This is a genomic window from Rhodoferax sp. U11-2br, assembly GCF_018619435.1.
Classification (GTDB): Bacteria; Pseudomonadota; Gammaproteobacteria; order Burkholderiales; family Burkholderiaceae_C; genus Rhodoferax.
This window is the reverse complement of record NZ_JAHFZF010000002.1, coordinates 91,549-109,308: the sequence shown is the minus strand read 5'-3', so window position 1 is coordinate 109,308 and position 17,760 is coordinate 91,549. Positions and strand designations below refer to the sequence as shown.

General features: G+C 57.3%; 21 protein-coding genes. 16 read left to right on the top strand and 5 right to left on the bottom strand.

Annotated elements, in window-relative coordinates; all coding sequences use genetic code 11:
- The 3 genes from KKO72_RS01805 to mnmG form a co-directional block, all read right to left on the bottom strand.
- Window positions 1–615: a LysE family transporter gene (locus KKO72_RS01805; RefSeq protein WP_214934883.1), complete on the bottom strand. Its 615-nt coding sequence runs from the start codon at window positions 613–615 to the stop codon at window positions 1–3.
- Window positions 616–945: 330 nt separating this feature from the next.
- Entirely contained in the window at window positions 946–1,599 is a 654-nt protein-coding gene (gene rsmG / locus KKO72_RS01800) for a 16S rRNA (guanine(527)-N(7))-methyltransferase RsmG (RefSeq protein WP_214934881.1), read from the bottom strand.
- The gene (mnmG, locus tag KKO72_RS01795) at window positions 1,596–3,680 is read right to left on the bottom strand and encodes a tRNA uridine-5-carboxymethylaminomethyl(34) synthesis enzyme MnmG (RefSeq protein ID WP_214934879.1); all 2,085 of its coding nucleotides are present in this window, start codon (window positions 3,678–3,680) and stop codon (window positions 1,596–1,598) included. The genes rsmG and mnmG overlap by 4 nt, the downstream gene beginning before the upstream one ends.
- A 187-nt stretch (window positions 3,681–3,867) precedes the next feature.
- Between mnmG and KKO72_RS01790 the strand changes: the two genes are divergently transcribed.
- The 16 genes from KKO72_RS01790 (at window position 3,868) to minE (ending at window position 16,881) form a co-directional block, all read left to right on the top strand.
- A complete protein-coding gene (locus KKO72_RS01790) occupies window positions 3,868–5,082 on the top strand; it encodes a 6-phosphofructokinase (protein WP_214934877.1) in 1,215 nt (404 codons plus the stop codon).
- 247 nt (window positions 5,083–5,329) lie between these two features.
- A complete protein-coding gene (gene gstA, locus KKO72_RS01785; RefSeq protein ID WP_214934875.1) occupies window positions 5,330–5,938 on the top strand; it encodes a glutathione transferase GstA in 609 nt (202 codons plus the stop codon).
- An 83-nt stretch (window positions 5,939–6,021) separates the two neighbouring features.
- On the top strand, window positions 6,022–6,723 hold the full coding sequence (gene rquA, locus KKO72_RS01780; protein WP_251140393.1) for a rhodoquinone biosynthesis methyltransferase RquA: 702 nt from the start codon (window positions 6,022–6,024) through the stop codon (window positions 6,721–6,723).
- Window positions 6,724–6,791: 68 nt separating this feature from the next.
- Complete coding sequence (gene ccmA / locus KKO72_RS01775) at window positions 6,792–7,427, top strand: cytochrome c biogenesis heme-transporting ATPase CcmA (protein ID WP_214934871.1); 636 nt, start codon at window positions 6,792–6,794, stop codon at window positions 7,425–7,427.
- Entirely contained in the window at window positions 7,424–8,119 is a 696-nt protein-coding gene (ccmB, locus tag KKO72_RS01770) for a heme exporter protein CcmB (protein WP_078364961.1), read from the top strand. Before ccmA ends, ccmB begins: the two co-directional genes overlap by 4 nt.
- Window positions 8,116–8,853: a heme ABC transporter permease CcmC gene (gene ccmC, locus KKO72_RS01765; RefSeq protein WP_078364960.1), complete on the top strand. Its 738-nt coding sequence runs from the start codon at window positions 8,116–8,118 to the stop codon at window positions 8,851–8,853. Before ccmB ends, ccmC begins: the two co-directional genes overlap by 4 nt.
- On the top strand, window positions 8,840–9,034 hold the full coding sequence (ccmD, locus tag KKO72_RS01760) for a heme exporter protein CcmD (RefSeq protein ID WP_214934869.1): 195 nt from the start codon (window positions 8,840–8,842) through the stop codon (window positions 9,032–9,034). The genes ccmC and ccmD overlap by 14 nt, the downstream gene beginning before the upstream one ends.
- A complete protein-coding gene (gene ccmE, locus KKO72_RS01755; protein ID WP_214934867.1) occupies window positions 9,031–9,474 on the top strand; it encodes a cytochrome c maturation protein CcmE in 444 nt (147 codons plus the stop codon). The genes ccmD and ccmE overlap by 4 nt, the downstream gene beginning before the upstream one ends.
- 34 nt (window positions 9,475–9,508) lie before the next feature.
- On the top strand, window positions 9,509–11,476 hold the full coding sequence (locus tag KKO72_RS01750; protein WP_214934865.1) for a heme lyase CcmF/NrfE family subunit: 1,968 nt from the start codon (window positions 9,509–9,511) through the stop codon (window positions 11,474–11,476).
- On the top strand, window positions 11,473–11,997 hold the full coding sequence (locus KKO72_RS01745) for a DsbE family thiol:disulfide interchange protein (RefSeq protein WP_214934863.1): 525 nt from the start codon (window positions 11,473–11,475) through the stop codon (window positions 11,995–11,997). The genes KKO72_RS01750 and KKO72_RS01745 overlap by 4 nt, the downstream gene beginning before the upstream one ends.
- Window positions 11,994–12,461, top strand: a complete 468-nt coding sequence (locus KKO72_RS01740; protein ID WP_214934861.1) for a cytochrome c-type biogenesis protein — start codon at window positions 11,994–11,996, stop codon at window positions 12,459–12,461. The genes KKO72_RS01745 and KKO72_RS01740 overlap by 4 nt, the downstream gene beginning before the upstream one ends.
- Window positions 12,458–13,807, top strand: a complete 1,350-nt coding sequence (ccmI, locus tag KKO72_RS01735; protein ID WP_214934859.1) for a c-type cytochrome biogenesis protein CcmI — start codon at window positions 12,458–12,460, stop codon at window positions 13,805–13,807. Before KKO72_RS01740 ends, ccmI begins: the two co-directional genes overlap by 4 nt.
- A 387-nt stretch (window positions 13,808–14,194) precedes the next feature.
- On the top strand, window positions 14,195–14,434 hold the full coding sequence (locus KKO72_RS01730) for a hypothetical protein (RefSeq protein ID WP_214934857.1): 240 nt from the start codon (window positions 14,195–14,197) through the stop codon (window positions 14,432–14,434).
- A gap of 535 nt (window positions 14,435–14,969) precedes the next feature.
- Entirely contained in the window at window positions 14,970–15,749 is a 780-nt protein-coding gene (gene minC, locus KKO72_RS01725; RefSeq protein ID WP_371736799.1) for a septum site-determining protein MinC, read from the top strand.
- Window positions 15,750–15,801: 52 nt separating this feature from the next.
- Window positions 15,802–16,617: a septum site-determining protein MinD gene (gene minD / locus KKO72_RS01720; protein ID WP_078364952.1), complete on the top strand. Its 816-nt coding sequence runs from the start codon at window positions 15,802–15,804 to the stop codon at window positions 16,615–16,617.
- 3 nt (window positions 16,618–16,620) lie between these two features.
- Complete coding sequence (gene minE / locus KKO72_RS01715; RefSeq protein WP_078364951.1) at window positions 16,621–16,881, top strand: cell division topological specificity factor MinE; 261 nt, start codon at window positions 16,621–16,623, stop codon at window positions 16,879–16,881.
- Between the two features lie 15 nt (window positions 16,882–16,896).
- Here minE and KKO72_RS01710 read toward each other — a convergent pair whose 3' ends face one another.
- Both KKO72_RS01710 and KKO72_RS01705 read right to left on the bottom strand, forming a co-directional pair.
- Complete coding sequence (locus KKO72_RS01710; RefSeq protein ID WP_214934855.1) at window positions 16,897–17,196, bottom strand: flagellar protein FlaG; 300 nt, start codon at window positions 17,194–17,196, stop codon at window positions 16,897–16,899.
- A 153-nt stretch (window positions 17,197–17,349) separates the two neighbouring features.
- Window positions 17,350–17,550, bottom strand: coding sequence for a hypothetical protein (locus KKO72_RS01705; RefSeq protein WP_214934853.1), 201 nt, complete (start codon window positions 17,548–17,550; stop codon window positions 17,350–17,352).
- Window positions 17,551–17,760: the final 210 nt, after the last annotated feature.

Below are 17,760 nucleotides of genomic sequence, written 5' to 3'. Positions count from 1 at the left end.
CTAGCGCGACACCGCCAGCTTGATACCAAAACCAACAAGAAACAGCCCAGCCACCTTTTCAAGCACACGCGAGATCATCGGGTTGGCACGAACCTTCTCAGCCAGGAAATGGGTCAACAAGGTCGAAGTCAAACCGTAACCCAAGGTGAGCGCCGCGATGGTGGCAGCCATAACAGCGTAGGTTAGCAGCCCCTGCTGGTGTACCGGGTCGACAAACAGCGGGAAAAACGCCATGTAAAACAAAATGGCTTTGGGGTTGAGCAAGGTGATCATCAACGCCTGCTGCAGGAAATGGTGTGGTTTGATGCTCAGCACCGGCGCCGCACCCGGCTTGGCCAGCAGCATCTTGAACCCCAGCCAGGCCAGGTAGGCGGCACCCAGCCACTGCACCGCGTGGAAGGCGTCCGGGTAGGCCGCCAGCAAGGCAGCGACACCAGCCACTGCCGACCACATCAAGACCTGATCACCCAGGATGACCCCCAACGTGGCCGCCAGACCACCCCGAATGCCACCCTTGCTGGTGGAGGTGATCAGCGCCAAATTGCCCGGCCCTGGCACCAGCAGGAAGACCAGAACGGTGACAACAAAGGTGGTGTAGTCGGTGATGCCGAGCATGGGAGTATGTGAACAGGGGGAGGCTGAGAGTTTACGTTGGAATGATTGCGGTCAGAAAGCCCCGCCCTCATCTGTTGTTGGCTTACCCGCAGCGGATTCGGGGTGGATACCGCCGTTCGTGTCCCCCGGCCTGCGGCCTCCTCCTTAACCTCACTTTGGTACCCACCCCAACTCCACCGCTAGCGCTGAATTTATCCCCTGACAGGAATGCCACGATCATCCCGAATCAGTTGAGTGATGCGTTTTGCGTAGGTTAAGGAGGAGGCCGAAGGCCGGGGGACACGAAGCAAAGCGCGTCGCCCGGCTGATTCCTTCGAGGCATAAAAGGACTCAAGCGATCAACGCAGGCCGCATCCAGACAATACACCGCTCCGCGCCCAGCCCCGGCACCTCCAATTGTTCCACGTGAAACACAGACACAGCGGAAGGCAAGGCCGCCATCTCCTCTGCCGGGTGTTTGCCCTTCATCGCCATCCAGATACCCTGCTCTGCCAAGGCCTGGGTCGACCAGTTGGTGAAGTCCAGCAGCGAAGCAAACGCGCGTGAACTGACTACCTGGTATTTGTCGGTCAAACTCTCAACACGTGCATGCACACCACGCAAATTGGACAACTTCAGGGTGACCGCCACCTGCTGGATAAATGCGGCTTTTTTGGCCACCGTATCAACGCAGTGCACCGTGATATCGGGGCAGCAGATGGCAATCACCACACCAGGCAAACCGGCGCCTGAACCCACATCCAGCAATTTGAACGAGGACGTTGCATCAGTGAGCTGATGCTGCAAAGGCTTGATCACCGCCAAGCTGTCCAGCAGATGATGCGTCAACATCTCCGCCGGGTCGCGCACCGCAGTCAGGTTGTAGACCTTGGTCCATTTCTGGATCAGACCCAGGTAGTCCAGCAAGCGCCCCACTTGTTCGTCGGTGAGTACCAAGCCCAGTTCAGCCAGACCCTGGCGCAGCGGTATCTCCAGCGTGTTCATTGAGCCACCTCGCTGTTGACCTCCGGCGCCGACACAACGGGCGTCCCTGCACGCCGGTCGTCGGGTGTCACAAAACCCTTGAACTTGGTTTTCTTCAAATGGATGGTCAGCAAGGAAATGGTGGCCGGCGTGATGCCCGACAGGCGCGAGGCCTGGCCCAGTGTTTCCGGCTTGTGGCGGTTGAGCTTTTGGCGCGCCTCAATGCTCAGTGCAGACACCTGCATGTAGTCCAAATCCTGTGGCAGCTTGAGATTTTCGTAGTGGGTGGCGCGTTGTACATCGTCCTTCTGGCGGTCAATGTAGCCGGAGTATTTGCTGGCAATTTCCACCTGCTCGATCACCGTGGCGGCCAATATGGAAGCTTCATCCTGCTGGTCTGTTTCACGTGAAACATCGGAAGCCAGCTCGGTCGAAGCGTATTTGCCACCATCCAGAGACATCAGTGACGCGTAGCTCACACCCGGGCGGCGCAGCAACTCAGCCAAGTTGTACTCGTGCTCCAGTGCCTTACCCAACACACGCTCGGCTTCGGCCGCCTCCAGGTTTTTGGGACTGACCCAGATCGAACGCAGACGCTCTGTTTCACGTGAAACAGCATCACGTTTGCGGCTGAATGCATCCCAGCGCACATCATCGACCAGACCGAGTTGGCGGCCCACTTCGGTCAGCCGTGCATCGGCATTGTCTTCACGCAACTGCAGCCGGAACTCGGCCCGACTGGTGAACATGCGATATGGCTCGGTCACACCCTTGGTGATCAGATCGTCCACCATCACACCCAGGTAGGCTTCATCACGTGCAGGCACCCAAATGTCTGCCTGGTACTCGATGCGGCCTGCGGCGCTGCTTAAACCGTCACCACCACCGAGGGCACGCGCCTGCAGTGCAGCATTGATGCCCGCAAACAGACCTTGTGCCGCAGCCTCTTCATAACCGGTGGTGCCGTTGATCTGGCCGGCAAAAAACAGCCCGTTGATGACCCGTGTCTCGAAACTGCTTTTGAGCTGTTGCGGGTCAAAGTAGTCATATTCAATCGCGTAGCCGGGACGCAAGATGTGGGCGTTCTCCAGGCCCACCATGCTGCGCACCAAGTCGTACTGAATGTCAAACGGCAGGCTGGTGCTGATGCCGTTGGGGTAGTACTCGTGGGTGGTCAGGCCCTCGGGCTCCAGAAAAATCTGGTGGCTGTCCTTGTCGGCAAAACGGTTGATCTTGTCTTCGACACTCGGGCAATAACGCGGGCCCACCCCTTCAATCTTGCCGGTGAACATCGGGCTGCGATCAAACCCGCTGCGGATGATCTCGTGGGTGCGTTCGTTGGTGTGGGTGATCCAGCACGGCATCTGCTGCGGGTGTTGTTCTGCCCGGCCCAGGAAACTGAAGACCGGCATCACCGGGCTCATGCCGCCTGGCATGCCGTCGCCAGGCTGTTCGGTACAGCGGCTGAAGTCGATGGAGCGGCCATCAATGCGTGGTGGCGTGCCGGTTTTCAGGCGGCCTTGCGGCAGCTTGAGTTCTTTGAGCCGTGCGCTCAAACTCACCGCCGGTGGGTCACCGGCACGCCCGGCGGCATAGTTGTTCAGCCCGACATGGATCTTGCCATCGAGAAAAGTGCCCGCCGTCAGAACCACCGTGCTGGCACGAAAACGGATGCCAACCTGGGTCACCGCACCCAACACCCGGTCACCCTCCACCATCAGGTCATCCACCGCCTGCTGGAACAGCCACAGATTGGGCTGGTTCTCCAGGCGCTTGCGGATGGCTGCTTTGTACAAAATACGGTCGGCCTGGGCACGGGTGGCACGCACTGCCGGGCCTTTGCTGGAGTTCAGAATCCGGAACTGCACCCCACTCTCGTCGGTGGCTGCGGCCATGGCGCCACCGAGGGCGTCCACCTCTTTGACCAGATGGCCTTTGCCGATGCCACCAATCGAAGGGTTGCAGCTCATCTGGCCCAGCGTCTCGATGTTGTGGGTCAGCAGCAGCGTCTTGCAGCCCATGCGGGCGGCTGCCAACGCGGCCTCGGTGCCGGCATGGCCGCCACCGACGACGATCACGTCAAAGTGTTGGGGATAAAGCATGGTGTTTCCATCGAATGGGCGGGAAAAAAAACGGCGCTCGCCCGGCGCCTGTGTACAACTGCGGCAATTTTACCGAAGCCCCCTAAAACCACGTCTCTCGGGCTGTTTCGTCAGCAAAGTCAAACATGTTCAGGCGCACAATAGGTCTTGGCAGTTTCAGCAACATTCTTTTGAAACAGGACAATCCATGGCATCCGGAAAAATTCTCGTCGCCCAAGGTGGCGGCCCCACAGCAGTCATCAACCAATCCCTGGTCGGCGTTGCGCTTGAAGCACGACGTTTTGGCCAGATCGAACACATCTACGGCGCGCGCCACGGCGTGCGCGGCATCGTCGACGAAAACTTTGTCGACCTGACCCAAGAGACCAGCCACAACCTGGAACTGGTGGCCAACACCCCGTCGAGCGCCCTGGGCTCCACCCGTGACAAACCCGACGCCGCCTACTGCCACGAGATCTTCAAGGTATTGCAGGCGCACCAGATCGAGCATTTTTTCTACATTGGTGGCAACGACTCGAGTGACACGGTGCGCATCGTCAGCGAAGAGGCACAAGCCGCCAACTACCCGCTGCGCACCATCCACATCCCCAAAACCATTGACAACGACCTGGTCGGCAGCGACCACACGCCCGGTTTCCCGTCTGCCGCACGTTTTGTGGCGCAGGCTTTTGCCGGTGCCAATCTGGACAACGCCGCCTTGCCCGGCGTCTATGTGGGTGTGGTCATGGGACGCCACGCCGGTTTCCTGACCGCAGCCTCGGCTCTGGGTAAAAAATTCCCGGACGATGGCCCGCACTTAATCTACCTGCCCGAGCGCACCTTTGCTTTGGAGAAATTCCTCGCCGATGTGAAAGTGGCCTACGAGCGTTTTGGCCGTTGTGTGATTGCGGTCTCAGAGGGCATCCACGACGCCTCCGGCACACCCATCGTCACCTTGCTGGCCAAAAAAATCGAGCACGATGCCCACGGCAATGTGCAGCTCTCAGGCAATGGCGCGCTGGCCGATCTGTTGTGTGAAGAGATCAAGTCCAAGCTCAACATCACACGGGTGCGTGGTGACACCTTTGGCTACATGCAGCGCTCGTTCATCGGTTGTGTCTCGGACGTGGACCAGCGCGAGGCGCGCGAGGTCGGCGAAAAGGCGGTGCAATTTGCCATGTGGGGCGACCGTGATGGCTCGGTGGCCATCAAACGCACCGGCTTTTATTCGGTCGACTACGAACTGCTGCCACTGGCCAGCGTGGCTGGCAAAACACGCACCATGGAAGACGAGTTCATCACCGCCAGCGGCACCGATGTGACCGACGCCTTCCGTATGTACCTGCGCCCGCTGCTGGGCTCCAAAATGCCCGACGCCTTCCGGCTGCGGCACAACCCGATCGCCAAGGTCTTACATCGTTAAATCGTGCTCTAGCCCTTATGAAATAAGGGCTAGTAGCTACTGTTTTTACGATCACGTGCAGTGAATGAACCCAGACGCCCCGGCGTCTGGCCAGGCCCGCCACCCCACCCCCTGGCTGTTCCAGTGCACGATATCAGGGCTTCCCTGGCGCTTGCTGCGTTCGGGACAGGCGGGCGGGTTAGCATCGCTGCACCGCTGTTGTTGCCATGGTGTGGCGTTGGCAACCTCCTTTTTTTTGGAACACCGCATGAAACTCTATTACTCGGCCGGCGCATGTTCGTTGGCAACCCATATTGCGATGAAGGAAACCGGGCTGGCTTTTGAAGCCGTGTCCGCACCCACCAAAACCCACCGTCTGGAAGACGGAACCGACTACTACAGCATCAACCCGCTGGGTTATGTGCCGCTGCTGGTGCTCGACGATGGCAAGCAGTTACACGAGGTCGCCGTGATCCTGCAATACCTGGCCGATCTGGTGCCAGAACGGCAGCTGGCACCTGCCAACGGCACGTTTGAGCGCTACAAGCTGCAGGAATGGCTCAACTTCATTGCCACCGAGTTGCACAAAGGCTTCTCCCCGCTGTTCACACCCCATATGCCAGACGAGGCCAAAGAGCTGGCCAAAACCCGCTTGAACGCCCGCCTACAATGGGTTGACGGTGAACTGAATGGCAAAAACTACCTGATGGGAGAGGTGTTCACCGTCGCTGATGCCTATCTTTTTGTGGTGCAAAGTTGGGGCAAGTACGTGGGCGTTGATGTGTCAGCCCTGGTCAACTTGAGTGCTTTTGCGACCCGGGTAGCGGCTCGTCCGGCTGTGCAAGCGGCTATGCGGGCCGAAGCTTTGTTGAAGTAGGCCGCAGCGCCATCACGCACTCTCTGATTCAAGGTCTGTTCATGATTTTCGATAAAACCAGCACACGCCCACTTAACACATCCTTGACTTCAGCTGCCACCGTTCCCCAAGTCCCTGTTGTGGTACCCGACTATCTCGAAAAAACCTACTGGTGGGCCTACACCCATCCCAACGCGGTGCGGGTGTTTGAGCGCCAGTGGCTGGTGAACCTGATTCTGTGGGGCAACTTTTCGCGCCTGCGTGATCTGGCGCTGCAGGACATGGGCCAGGTCATCACCGGCCAGGTGTTGCAGGTGGCCTGCGTGTATGGCAACCTGACCGAACACATCGTGCGCCGACTCGACCCGCAGGCCCACCTGAGTGTGATCGATGTGGCGCCGGTTCAGATCAAGAACCTGCACCAGAAACTGCGTGACAAACGCCAGGTCAGCATCCTGCAACAGGACGCCTCGAACATGGGGTTTGTGGATGCCAGCCAGGACACCACGCTGGTGTTTTTCCTCCTGCATGAAATGCCGGTGGAGGTGCGCCGCCAGACCATCAGCGAGGCGCTGCGTGTGACCAAACCGGGCGGCAAGATCATCTTTGTGGATTACCACAAGCCGGTGGCCAGCAGCCCGTTTCGTTACATCATGGTGCCGATCCTGACCACACTGGAGCCATTTGCCATGGACTTGTGGCAGCACGAGATCACCGAATGGCTGCCCCCTGCAGACTGCTACAGCCACATCGACAAACACACTTACTTCGGTGGCCTGTACCAAAAGGTGGTCATCACCCGCTGAAGCCGTCTGCGGTCCCGAGCACAGGGCGGGCCATAAGATAATTCGAGCCATTTGTTGCTGGCACGCTCTTGAATACCTCACCTACCCTGACATTTTCCAAACTTGGCTGTACCAAGGGTGGGCGTCAGCTTTTCAGGGATGTGGATCACACCCTGCAAGCGGGCCACTGGCTGTATGTCACCGGCGCCAACGGTGTGGGCAAAACCAGTTTGTTGCGCATGGTCTGTGGTCTGGCACCGGTGGAATCCGGTCAGATCCTCTGGAACAACACCTTAATCAGCGCGCAGCGTGACAGTTACCGGCAAGACCTGTGTTACCTGGGCCACCTCAACGCGCTGCAGGAATCGATGTCGGTCCAGGAAAACCTGGTGTTCACCTCGGCGTTGGCTGGGGTGGCCCTGGACGCGCAACAGGCCAAGTCGGTCCTGGCACGGTTTGGCCTGCACGGGCGTGCACAACAACTGGTGCGACACCTCTCCCAGGGACAAAAGCGCCGTGTGGCCTTGTCGCGGCTGGCACTCAGCTCGGCCAAGCTGTGGGTGCTGGACGAGCCCTATGTGGCGATGGACGAAGCCGGCATCCAGATGTTGTCAGACCTGATTGCTTGTCATCTGGACCAGGGTGGTCTGGCGGTGTTGACCAGCCACCAACGGGTGCCAGTTGGCACACACAGCCCGCAGATTTTGGAATTGACCGCGTCATGACCCACACCCCCTCCCCACTGGGCGCTGCCTCGGTCATGCTGGCCCTGATCCGGCGCGAAATCGCCTTGGGCCTGCGGCAAAAGGGCGAGGTGTTGACACCCCTGGTGTTTTTCATGGTGATTGCCAGCCTGTTCCCGCTGGGGGTGGGTGCCGAGTCGAGTTTGCTGCTGCGCATGGCCCCCGGTGTGTTGTGGGTCAGTGCACTGCTGGCGGCGATGCTGTCGTTACAACGTATGTTCGCCACCGACTACGCCGACGGTTCACTCGAGCAAATGGTGTTGTCCCCCACTCCGCTGGGCTTGCTGGTGCTGGCCAAGGCGCTCGCACATTTTCTGCTGTCGGGTGTGCCGCTGGTGCTGATGGCGCCGGTGCTGGGCCTGCAGTTTGGACTGGACGGCCGGGCGCTGGGCATTTTGATGCTGAGCCTGCTGCTGGGCACACCCACCTTGAGCCTGATTGGCAGCATTGGTGCTGCGCTGACCTTGGGCGTACGCGGTGCAGGGGTTTTGTTGTCCCTGCTGATTCTGCCGCTTTATATTCCCGTGCTGATCTTTGGTGCCGGAGCGGTCGAAGCGGATGCTGCCGGCCTGGGATTTGGCGGGCACCTGTCGCTGCTGTCCGCCTTGCTGGTGCTGTCTCTCTTTTTTTCACCCATGGCCACTGCCGCTGCCCTGAGGATTTCTCTGGAATGAAAACACGCGTTGTTCACTGGTTCAAGTTTGCCTCGCCACAAAGTTTTTATGTGCTGGCGGGCAAGATGTGGCCCTGGTTTGCCGGCCTGGCGACGGTGCTGGCCGTGGTCGGTTTGTGGATCTCTTTTTTTGTGGCCCCCGTGGATGCCCAACAGGGCCAAGGTTACCGCATCATCTTTGTCCATGTGCCAGCCTCACAGCTGTCGATGCTGATCTACCTGGTGATGGCCGCCTGGGCTGGCTTGGGGCTGGCTTTCAACACCCGCCTGTCAGGCATGATGGCCTGTGCACTGGCTCCCACGGGCGCACTGTTTGCCTTTTTGTCACTCATCACCGGGGCCTTGTGGGGCAAACCGATGTGGGGCACCTGGTGGGTCTGGGACGCACGCCTGACCTCCGAGCTGATCCTGCTGTTTCTCTACCTCGGTTTCATGGCCTTACACGCCAGCATTGACGACCCACGCCGGGCCGACAAGGCCAGTGCGGTGCTGGCTCTGGTGGGTGCGGTCAATGTGCCCATCATTTATTTTTCGGTCAAATGGTGGAACACCCTGCACCAAGGTGCTTCGGTGTCGCTCAAAGGCAGTTCCATGGCCAGCACCATGCTGAGCGGCATGTTGATCATGGTGCTGGCGTTCTGGATGTACGCCATCGCCATCGCCCTGCTTCGGGTGCGCAACATCATTTTGGATCGTGAACGTCATACGGAATGGGTGAAACATGCAGTGGCATAGCTGGGCAGAATTCTGGGAGATGGGTGGTTACGGTCTCTACGTCTGGGGCAGTTTTGGCATCACCGCGCTGGTGGTCCTTGGGGAGATCTGGCAACTGCGTGCACAACGCCGGGCCTTGTTACGAAACCTTTTGAACGAAACCAGCTCTCACGACGACCACCATTCGTCCGCACCCTCATGAAACCACGTCATAAACGCGCCGCCCTCATTGCCGGTGGCCTCGCCGCCATTGGGCTGGCCGCCTACTTTGTGCTCAATGCCTTTGAGAGCAACCTGGTGTTTTTCTTCACCCCGAGCCAGATCGCCTCTGGCGAGGCACCCAAAGAACGCACCTTCCGCGTCGGTGGCATGGTCAAGGAAGGTTCCCTCAAGCGCGACAACCTGACCGTGAGTTTTGTGGTGACCGACACCGCCAAAGAGGTGAGCGTATCCTACACCGGCATCCTGCCCGACCTGTTCAAGGAAGGCAAAGGCGTTGTGGCCCAGGGCAAACTCGACGGCAGCGGGCACTTCACCGCCTCTGAGGTGTTGGCCAAACACGATGAAAACTACATGCCCCCCGAAGCTCAGCATGCCATGGACCAGGCACAACTGAACAAGGCCGCCAGCTCCCTCAAGTAGGTCTGGCCCACCGCCACTTAACAAAAAACACGCCATGATTCCAGAAATTGGACATTTTTCGCTGATCCTGGCCATGCTGGTCGCTTGTTTCCTGGGGGTGTTGAGCATCGCCGGTGGGCAGCAAGGCCGCGCCGACTGGATGGCTATGGCGCGCCCGGGTGCCCAGGTTTTGTGCCTGCTGGCAGCGTTTTCTTTTGGCTGTCTGACCTACGCGTTCTACACCAACGATTTTTCGGTGATGTATGTCGCGCAGCACTCCAACTCTAAACTACCAGACATGTACCGGATTGCCGCCGTCTGGGGTGGCCATGAGGGCTCACTGCTGCTGTGGCTGCTGATGTTGTGCGGCTGGATGATGGCGATATCGCTGTTTTCACGCCAGCTGCCCGATGTGATGGTGTCGCGTGTGCTGGGGGTGATGGCCCTGATTGCGGCTGGCTTTTTGATGTTCATGCTGTTCACCTCCAACCCGTTTTTGCGGCTGGTGGACATCCCGGCCGACGGTCGTGACCTCAATCCCTTGCTGCAAGACCCGGGTCTGGTGTTTCACCCACCCATGCTCTACATGGGATATGTCGGTATGTCGGTGCCCTTTGCCTTCTCGATTGCCGCCTTGCTCAATGGTCGCCTGGATGCCGCCTGGGCGCGCTGGACCCGGCCCTGGGCCACCGCCGCCTGGATCTGTCTGACCATTGGCATTGCCTTGGGTTCATGGTGGGCCTATTACGAACTGGGTTGGGGTGGCTGGTGGTTCTGGGACCCGGTGGAAAACGCATCGTTTTTGCCCTGGCTGATCGGCACCGCACTGATCCACTCACTGGCAGTTACCGAAAAGCGTGGTCTGTTCAGAAGCTGGACCATCATGCTGTCACTGATTGCTTTCTCCCTGAGCCTGCTCGGTACCTTCCTGGTGCGCTCGGGTGTACTGACCTCGGTGCATGCCTTTGCGTCCGATCCCAAACGCGGGGTGTTCATCTTGTTGTTCCTAGCATTGGTGGTGGGCAGTTCACTGGTTCTGTTTGCCACGCGTTCCGGCAAAGTGCGCTCGGGTGGTTCCTTTGCCCTGTTGTCACGCGAAACCCTTCTGCTGCTCAACAATGTGTTGCTGAGCACCGCAGCAGCCGCAGTCTTGCTGGGTACGGTCTACCCCTTGATCATTGATGCGCTCAACCTGGGCAAACTCTCTGTGGGACCACCCTATTTCAACAGCGTGTTTGCGCCCATCATGCTGCCGGTGCTGTTCTTGATGGTGATTGGCTCCTTTGCCCGTTGGAAGACTGACACAGTCAGCAACCTGCTCAAAAAACTCAGCCCGGTGGCGCTGGTGTCGATGTTGCTGGGTTGCAGCGCGCCGTTTTTGGCGGGGTCCTGGTCAGCACTGGTGGCGCTGGCACTGTCGCTGGCCTTCTGGATTGTTCTGGGGTCCTGTGTGCAAATCTACCGTCAACTCAAAGACACACTGCACTGGAGGTCGACACCCATGTCTTTCTGGGGCATGCATGTAGCGCACATGGGTATCGCGGTATGTGTGGTTGGCATCACCATGGTCAAGGGTTATGAAACCGAAAAAGACGTGCGCATGGCCGTCGGTGACACGGTCGAAGTGGGTGGCTACACCTTCCGCCTGACGGGCATCAGCCAAAAAGCAGGCCCCAACTACAACGCCGATGTCGGCACGGTGGAGCTGATCAAGAACAGCCGAGTGCTCAAGACCCTTCACCCTGAAAAACGCAGCTATTTTTCATCCACCATGCCAATGACCGAAGCCGCCATCGACAGCGGTCTCACACGCGATGTGTATGTGTCCCTGGGTGAAAAACTCGACAGCAGCGGCCCACCCGCCTGGGCAGTACGTGTGTATCACAAGCCTTTTGTGCCCTGGATCTGGGTCGGCTGCCTCTTGATGGCGCTCGGTGGTGCCATCGCGGTGATGGACAAACGCTACCGCCGCAAGCTCGTGAGCACATGGACAGGGACTGAGGTGAAAGGTGCCACGGCATGAAAAAGGCCTATATCCCATTGGGTATTTTTGTTGTTTTGCTGGTGTTCCTCGGTATTGGCCTCACGCTTGACCCGCGTGAAATTCCCTCCCCCTTGATTGGCAAACCCGCACCCGAGTTCTCTGCCCCGGTGCTGGACAACCCGGCTTTGCAGATCACCAAACAAGACATGTTGGGCAAGGTCTGGTTGCTCAACACCTGGGCCTCCTGGTGTGTGGCCTGTCGCGAGGAACATCCGCTGCTGCTGGAGTTTTCCAAGACCAAGACCATTCCCATCGTTGGGCTGGACTACAAAGACAAGGACCAGGATGGCCAGAAGTGGCTGGCCCGTTTTGGCAACCCGTATGACGTGGTGATAGCAGACCGGGATGGCCGCATCGGCATCAACTTTGGTGTGTATGGTGTGCCTGAGAGCTTTTTGATCGACAAAGCCGGTGTCATTCGTTACAAGCAAATCGGCCCATTCACACCGGATGCCTTGCAAAACAAACTGCTGCCTTTGATCAGGGAACTACAACAATGAAAGTCTGGTTTGCTTTGATTCTTTGCTGGCAACTGCTGGCACCAGCCTATGCCAACGAAGCCGTCCCCTTGGCAGACGACCCGGTGGTGGAGCAACGCCTGATCACCATTGCAGAAGAACTGCGTTGCCTGGTGTGCCAGAACGAGTCCCTGGCGGGCTCCCGCGCCGAGCTGGCCAATGATTTACGTCGCGAGGTCCGTAGCCTGATCACTGCCGGCAAATCGGACGCTGAAATCAAGGAGTTCCTGGTCAGCCGTTATGGTGACTTTGTGCTTTACAAACCCCCTGTCAAACCCAGTACCTGGCTGTTGTGGTTTGGCCCTTTGTTGTTGTTGCTGGGCGCGGTCTGGCTGCTGATCCGCACCATCCGCCAAACCCAGAACAATGCCAACACCGAGGTGCTTGACGATACCAAGCGTGCCAGGGCACAAGCCCTCTTACAAGAGACTGAAACTTCAAAATGAGCGTTTTTATTGGTATCGCAGCGCTCATGACGCTGCTGGTGGTGGCTTGGCTGATTTATCCCTTGCTGCGTCCATCACAACACCGTGGTGTTTCTGCCGAGCGCTTGAACATTGACATCCACCGCGACCAGCTCAAGGCACTAGAGGCTGACCTGGAACGTGGTGTCATCAGCCAACAAGACTTTGAAGCAAGCCGCGACGAGTTGCAACTGCGTTTGCTCGACGACACGGAAAGCCACGAATCTCGCCAGCCCAATCACAGCAACAGCTTCTGGAGTGCCAAACGCATCGCCTGGCTCATGGGTTTGGCCACACCGGCGCTGGCCATCGGCATCTACATAGAACTGGGCGCACCCACCGCCATCGACAGGGTGGCGCCCACCGCAGTGGATGACAAGCAAGTCAAACAAATGGTCGACACCCTGGCCGCCAAACTGCAGGCTAACCCGGACAACCCTAAAGGCTGGGCCATGCTGGCGCGCTCCTACAAAGTGCTGGGCCGGCTAGAAGAGGCCAAAGCGGCTTTTGAGAAGGCGGGCGACTATGTGCACACAGATCCAGATGTGTTGCTGGACTACGCAGCCTTGCTTGGCATCCTCAACGGCAGCAAGCTGGAGGGCCAAGCCGCACAGATGATCAACGAGGTGCTCACACTCAGCCCGAACCATCCCAACGGCCTGATGTTGTCGGGCATCAGCGCCTACCAACGGGCAGACTACGCAACGGCCGTCAAACAATGGGAGAAATTGCTCGGTCTGCTGGACCCCAACTCAGCTGACGCACAACAGATCCAGGCCAATATCGACGACGCACGAGCCCAGGGCAAGTTGCCATCTGCAGACAGCAGCAAACTGCCACCTGTACCCGCCGGCGCAGCCAATGGCAGCACCACACCCGAGATGATCAATCAGATGGTGGAGCGGCTCGCCAGTCGCCTCAAAGACAATCCCAATGACTACCCTGGCTGGGCCCGGCTGGCCAACGCCTACAAGGTCCAGGGCAGGCTCGATGAGGCAGTCCAGGCCTTTGGCAAGACCGGCCCGCTGCTGGAAACCGATGCCAACCTGATCACCCAGTATGCCGACCTGTTGGCCACACGCGCTAAAGGTGATTTCAAGGGTCAACCACTGGCACTGGTCAACAAAGCCCTGCGTATCGATCCAAAGCAGCCCAATGCCCTCATGATGGCAGCACAAGCCGCTTACCAGGCGGCTGACTACGGCACTGCCATCCGCCACTGGGAAACCGTGCTGACGGTGCTGCCTGGCGGCTCACAAGAGAGCCAACTCGTGCGCAGCGAGATCACCGATGCCAAAACCAAGCTGGCAGCACGCAGCAAACCCTGACGCTTTTTTCAACCAACTGCCACCAACCAGATCCGGGCGATGCCCGCATCTGGTTTTTTTTCGTCCAAAAACGCTCAACAGCCCTATGCCAAGGTGTCAAACGCGACTTGGATAAAGCTGTGAATAGTTTGTCTTGAAAAAATGACTTATCCACACAAAAATTTTTGAACTGGAGTTGTCCAGTTTCCGGGCGCAGTTGCAAGGCATGCACATGCACAGGAATTGGAATGCTGTAAGTCTATGTTTTGTATGAATTAAATGATCTTATCCACGGAAGGAGGCAAAGCTTATCTACTAATACTATTTTGTATTTCAATATTTATATAAAGACAAGGCTGAAGTTTTGCCCCCCGTTTTTGACATCGGAAAAAGATGGAGGGTCGGCTCATGAAACGCCTCAAAGCCAATGCCAGTGACGCCCCTCGCTGGGCGCGCTTGGCCGACAACTACAAGGTTCTGGACAAGCTGGCTGAGGCTGTAAAAGCTATTTCGTTGCCGGAATCAGACGCCAATGTGATCCCCCAGTTTGTCGACCTGTTGGTCACACCCACCCATGGTGATATGAAGGTCCATGTCGTGCACAACGAGATCACCGACGCCAGAACCAAGCTGGCGGCACACAGCTAATCCTGACTGTTTTTTTCACCAAACGGCCACAAACAGATCGCCGCTATGCCCGAATCTGGTTTTTCATTCCAAACGGCTCAACAGCTCTGAGACAAAGCTGTAACAGGTGACTTGGATAAGTCTGTGAATAATGTGTCTTGAAAAAAATACTTATCCACAAAAAAATTGAAAAAGTGAAGTTGTTCAGTTTTCGGTAGCAGATGCAAGACAGGTACGTGCACAGGAATTGTTGTTCATTAAGTCTTTGTTTTATATAAGTAAATAGGACTTATCCACGGAGAAGAGCAAAGCTTATCTTCTACTACTATTTGATATTCCAAGATTTGGATAAAGACAAGGCCAAAGTTTTGACAACGTTTACTGCATTCAGAGAAATTTCAAAGAAGCTTGTGCATAAAGTGAAATATCCTTGGTCTGCCCGCCTTTTTTTGGGGTGCAATCAAGTAACATTTGGGCCTGGCTTGATGACGCCGTCCCCGACAAGGTATTTGTCTTACTCCAATCTCTGCGCTTTACCCGTTTCGCCCCAACACCTGTGACTGACTCCTTCGAAATCAAAAGCGCCCAGCTCCCGCTGATGTCGCTGGTCACCAAAACGCCCGATTTGCAAACCGTGGCGGCTGAATTGCTCAAGCGTTATGGGCCTGCCAGCGACAACGCCGATTTTTTTGACCAGGACGCGGTGGTCATTGACTGCGCCAAACACCAGGTGGAAGTGGACAAGCAGGGTCTGTCGGCTCTGATCACATCCCTGCAGAGTTGTCGCCTGAAGCCTGTGGCATTTTGTGGTCATCCGAGCAACAACAACGAAGCGGCAATGGCCTTGGGCCTGGTGATCGCGGCGCCGGAAGTGGCCCGCAGCAAACCCGCAGCTGATGCCAAAAAAGTGGTTGCAGCACCGAACGAGGTGGTCAGGGAAGTGGTGACCGAAGTCATCCGTGAAGTGGTGCGTGAGGTGCCTGTGGCCGGACCTGGCACCCTGGTGATTGACAAACCGGTGCGCTCAGGGCAAAAAGTGTACGCCCGTGGTGCGGATCTGGTGGTGCTGGCCATGGTCAACCAGGGTGGTGAAATTGTGGCGGACGGCCACATCCATGTGTATGCCCCCCTGCGTGGCAAAGCCATGGCCGGTGCCAGTGGCAACGTCAACGCCCGTATTTTCTCGACCTGCCTGGAGCCAGAACTCATTTCGATTGCCGGGGTTTACCGCACCAGCGAAAATCCGCTGGCGCCAGATATCCAGGGCAAGGCAGCGCAAGTGCGGCTGAGTGATGATGGCCAGGAAAAACTGCTGTTTGAATCCCTGAAATCCTGACGACGTCGCCAATAAGCGACCTCCGAATTCCTGTTTGAAAGATTGTGTAGTTATGACAAAAATCATTGTGGTGACCTCTGGCAAAGGTGGCGTTGGTAAAACCACGACCAGCGCCAGTTTTGCAACCGGCCTGGCACTGCGTGGTCACAAAACAGCGGTGATCGACTTTGACGTGGGCCTGCGTAATCTGGACCTGATCATGGGTTGTGAACGCCGTGTGGTGTATGACCTGATCAACGTCATCCATGGTGAAGCCAACCTGAACCAGGCGCTGATCAAGGACAAACAGTGTGACAACCTCTACGTGCTGGCCGCCTCACAAACCCGAGACAAAGATGCGTTGACACAAGAGGGTGTTGGCAAGGTGCTGGCCGACCTGACCGCCATGGACTTTGATTTCATCGTCTGTGATTCACCTGCCGGCATTGAAACCGGGGCGTTGATGGCCATGCATTTCGCCGACGAAGCGCTGGTGGTGACCAACCCCGAAGTGTCTTCGGTGCGCGACTCGGACCGCATCCTGGGCATGTTGTCCAGCAAAACCAAACGTGGCATGGCGGGTGAAGAACCTATCAAGGAACACCTGCTGATCACCCGCTACAACCCGGCGCGGGTTAACCAGGGTCAGATGCTGTCTTTGCAAGACATCCAGGACATTTTGCGCATCAAACTCATTGGGGTGATTCCCGAGAGTGAAAGTGTGTTGCAGGCATCCAATCAAGGTGTGCCAGCGGTGCACCTGAACGGCAGCGATGTCTCGGAAGCCTACAAGGACGTGGTGTCGCGTTTCCTGGGTGAAGACAAACCCATGCGTTTCACCGACGCACCCAAGCAAGGCCTGTTGCAACGCCTGTTCGGGAGCAAATAAAGCATGTCTTTTTTCTCATTTTTTCTCGGTGAAAAAACAAAGACAGCCAGTGTGGCCAAGGAGCGCCTGCAGATCATCCTGGCCCACGAGCGCAGCGGCCGCAGCCCGGCCACGCCCGACTATCTGCCTGACTTGCAGCGTGAACTGATTGCGGTGATCAGCAAATACGTCAGGATCAATCAGGATGACATCAAGGTCAACCTGGAGCGCCAGGACAATCTGGAAGTGCTCGAAGTCAAGATCGAGCTGCCAGACAAACGCTGACAGGAAGTTTGCTGCTCAAGCCTGCTGGTTGAGCAGTGAACCTTTTTGAAACCGGTCCATCTCTTTTGAAATACGCAAGGCCACCTCAGAGGGCACTTGCCACAGTACCTCTTTGGTGACGTTGTTGGTCAGCGTCAGCAGCTGTTTGCCACTCTCCTGGTCAACAGAAAACTGCAGTTCTTTGGCCGCTACCGGCACCTTGCTTTGCATGTCACTCACCAATTGATTCAACTCAGCGGGGCTGGGCGTGGTGTTGCTGGCCCCAATGTTCTGGTTGTTTTTGATTGGCTGCTTGGCTGGTGCTGAGGTGTTCACAGTGCCTGCAGCAGGTACAACTGTGTTGTTCACTGGCGTTTTGATCGCCGTTGGGCTTGGACCTGAGGGCGTCAGGCCCGCTGCAGTTCCTGTCACGGCGAAAGTACCCATGGCTGAAATCCTTGTCAGTCGCTCTGGAGTGTGATTGCCCGATCAGGCCTTCACACTCAGGTTGATGCCTGTGAGTTGCCCCAGGGCATTGGTGAATGCCTGTGATGTGCTGGCCGGTTTGGACGTGCTGTCCTCAGCCGGTGGCGGTGTTGCCTTGTCAACCCGTTTGGCGTCTGTCGCCTCCAACGGGTTGGTTTTTTGCGGAGCTTGAACAGGGGTACTTGAGGAGATAGAGATGGACATGGAAAGTGGCCTTTCTACAAAAAGACGCTGAAATGACTCGCACCTGCGACACAAGAAACTAGGCAACTCTGTGAAAAGAGTTCTACCTGATCACCTTATCGGCGCGGTTTTTGAGAACTTAAATGTAAAAGCCCACTTTTTTTCAAGATTTTTGATGTTGGCCGCCAGCCGCCAAGACCAGCCCTCAAGCAAATGGTCGACCCACGTCGT

Excerpts from the sequence above, each read along its gene's own strand:
- KKO72_RS01805 (WP_214934883.1), bottom strand. The coding sequence starts at position 615 with ATGCTCGGCATCACCGACTACACCACCTTTGTTGTCACCGTTCTGGTC.
- rsmG (WP_214934881.1), bottom strand. The coding sequence starts at position 1,599 with ATGAACACGCTGGAGATACCGCTGCGCCAGGGTCTGGCTGAACTGGGC.
- mnmG (WP_214934879.1), bottom strand. The coding sequence starts at position 3,680 with ATGCTTTATCCCCAACACTTTGACGTGATCGTCGTCGGTGGCGGCCAT.
- KKO72_RS01790 (WP_214934877.1), top strand. The coding sequence starts at position 3,868 with ATGGCATCCGGAAAAATTCTCGTCGCCCAAGGTGGCGGCCCCACAGCA.
- gstA (WP_214934875.1), top strand. The coding sequence starts at position 5,330 with ATGAAACTCTATTACTCGGCCGGCGCATGTTCGTTGGCAACCCATATT.
- ccmB (WP_078364961.1), top strand. The coding sequence starts at position 7,424 with ATGACCCACACCCCCTCCCCACTGGGCGCTGCCTCGGTCATGCTGGCC.
- ccmC (WP_078364960.1), top strand. The coding sequence starts at position 8,116 with ATGAAAACACGCGTTGTTCACTGGTTCAAGTTTGCCTCGCCACAAAGT.
- ccmD (WP_214934869.1), top strand. The coding sequence starts at position 8,840 with ATGCAGTGGCATAGCTGGGCAGAATTCTGGGAGATGGGTGGTTACGGT.
- ccmE (WP_214934867.1), top strand. The coding sequence starts at position 9,031 with ATGAAACCACGTCATAAACGCGCCGCCCTCATTGCCGGTGGCCTCGCC.
- KKO72_RS01750 (WP_214934865.1), top strand. The coding sequence starts at position 9,509 with ATGATTCCAGAAATTGGACATTTTTCGCTGATCCTGGCCATGCTGGTC.
- KKO72_RS01745 (WP_214934863.1), top strand. The coding sequence starts at position 11,473 with ATGAAAAAGGCCTATATCCCATTGGGTATTTTTGTTGTTTTGCTGGTG.
- KKO72_RS01740 (WP_214934861.1), top strand. The coding sequence starts at position 11,994 with ATGAAAGTCTGGTTTGCTTTGATTCTTTGCTGGCAACTGCTGGCACCA.
- ccmI (WP_214934859.1), top strand. The coding sequence starts at position 12,458 with ATGAGCGTTTTTATTGGTATCGCAGCGCTCATGACGCTGCTGGTGGTG.
- KKO72_RS01730 (WP_214934857.1), top strand. The coding sequence starts at position 14,195 with ATGAAACGCCTCAAAGCCAATGCCAGTGACGCCCCTCGCTGGGCGCGC.
- minD (WP_078364952.1), top strand. The coding sequence starts at position 15,802 with ATGACAAAAATCATTGTGGTGACCTCTGGCAAAGGTGGCGTTGGTAAA.
- minE (WP_078364951.1), top strand. The coding sequence starts at position 16,621 with ATGTCTTTTTTCTCATTTTTTCTCGGTGAAAAAACAAAGACAGCCAGT.
- KKO72_RS01705 (WP_214934853.1), bottom strand. The coding sequence starts at position 17,550 with ATGTCCATCTCTATCTCCTCAAGTACCCCTGTTCAAGCTCCGCAAAAA.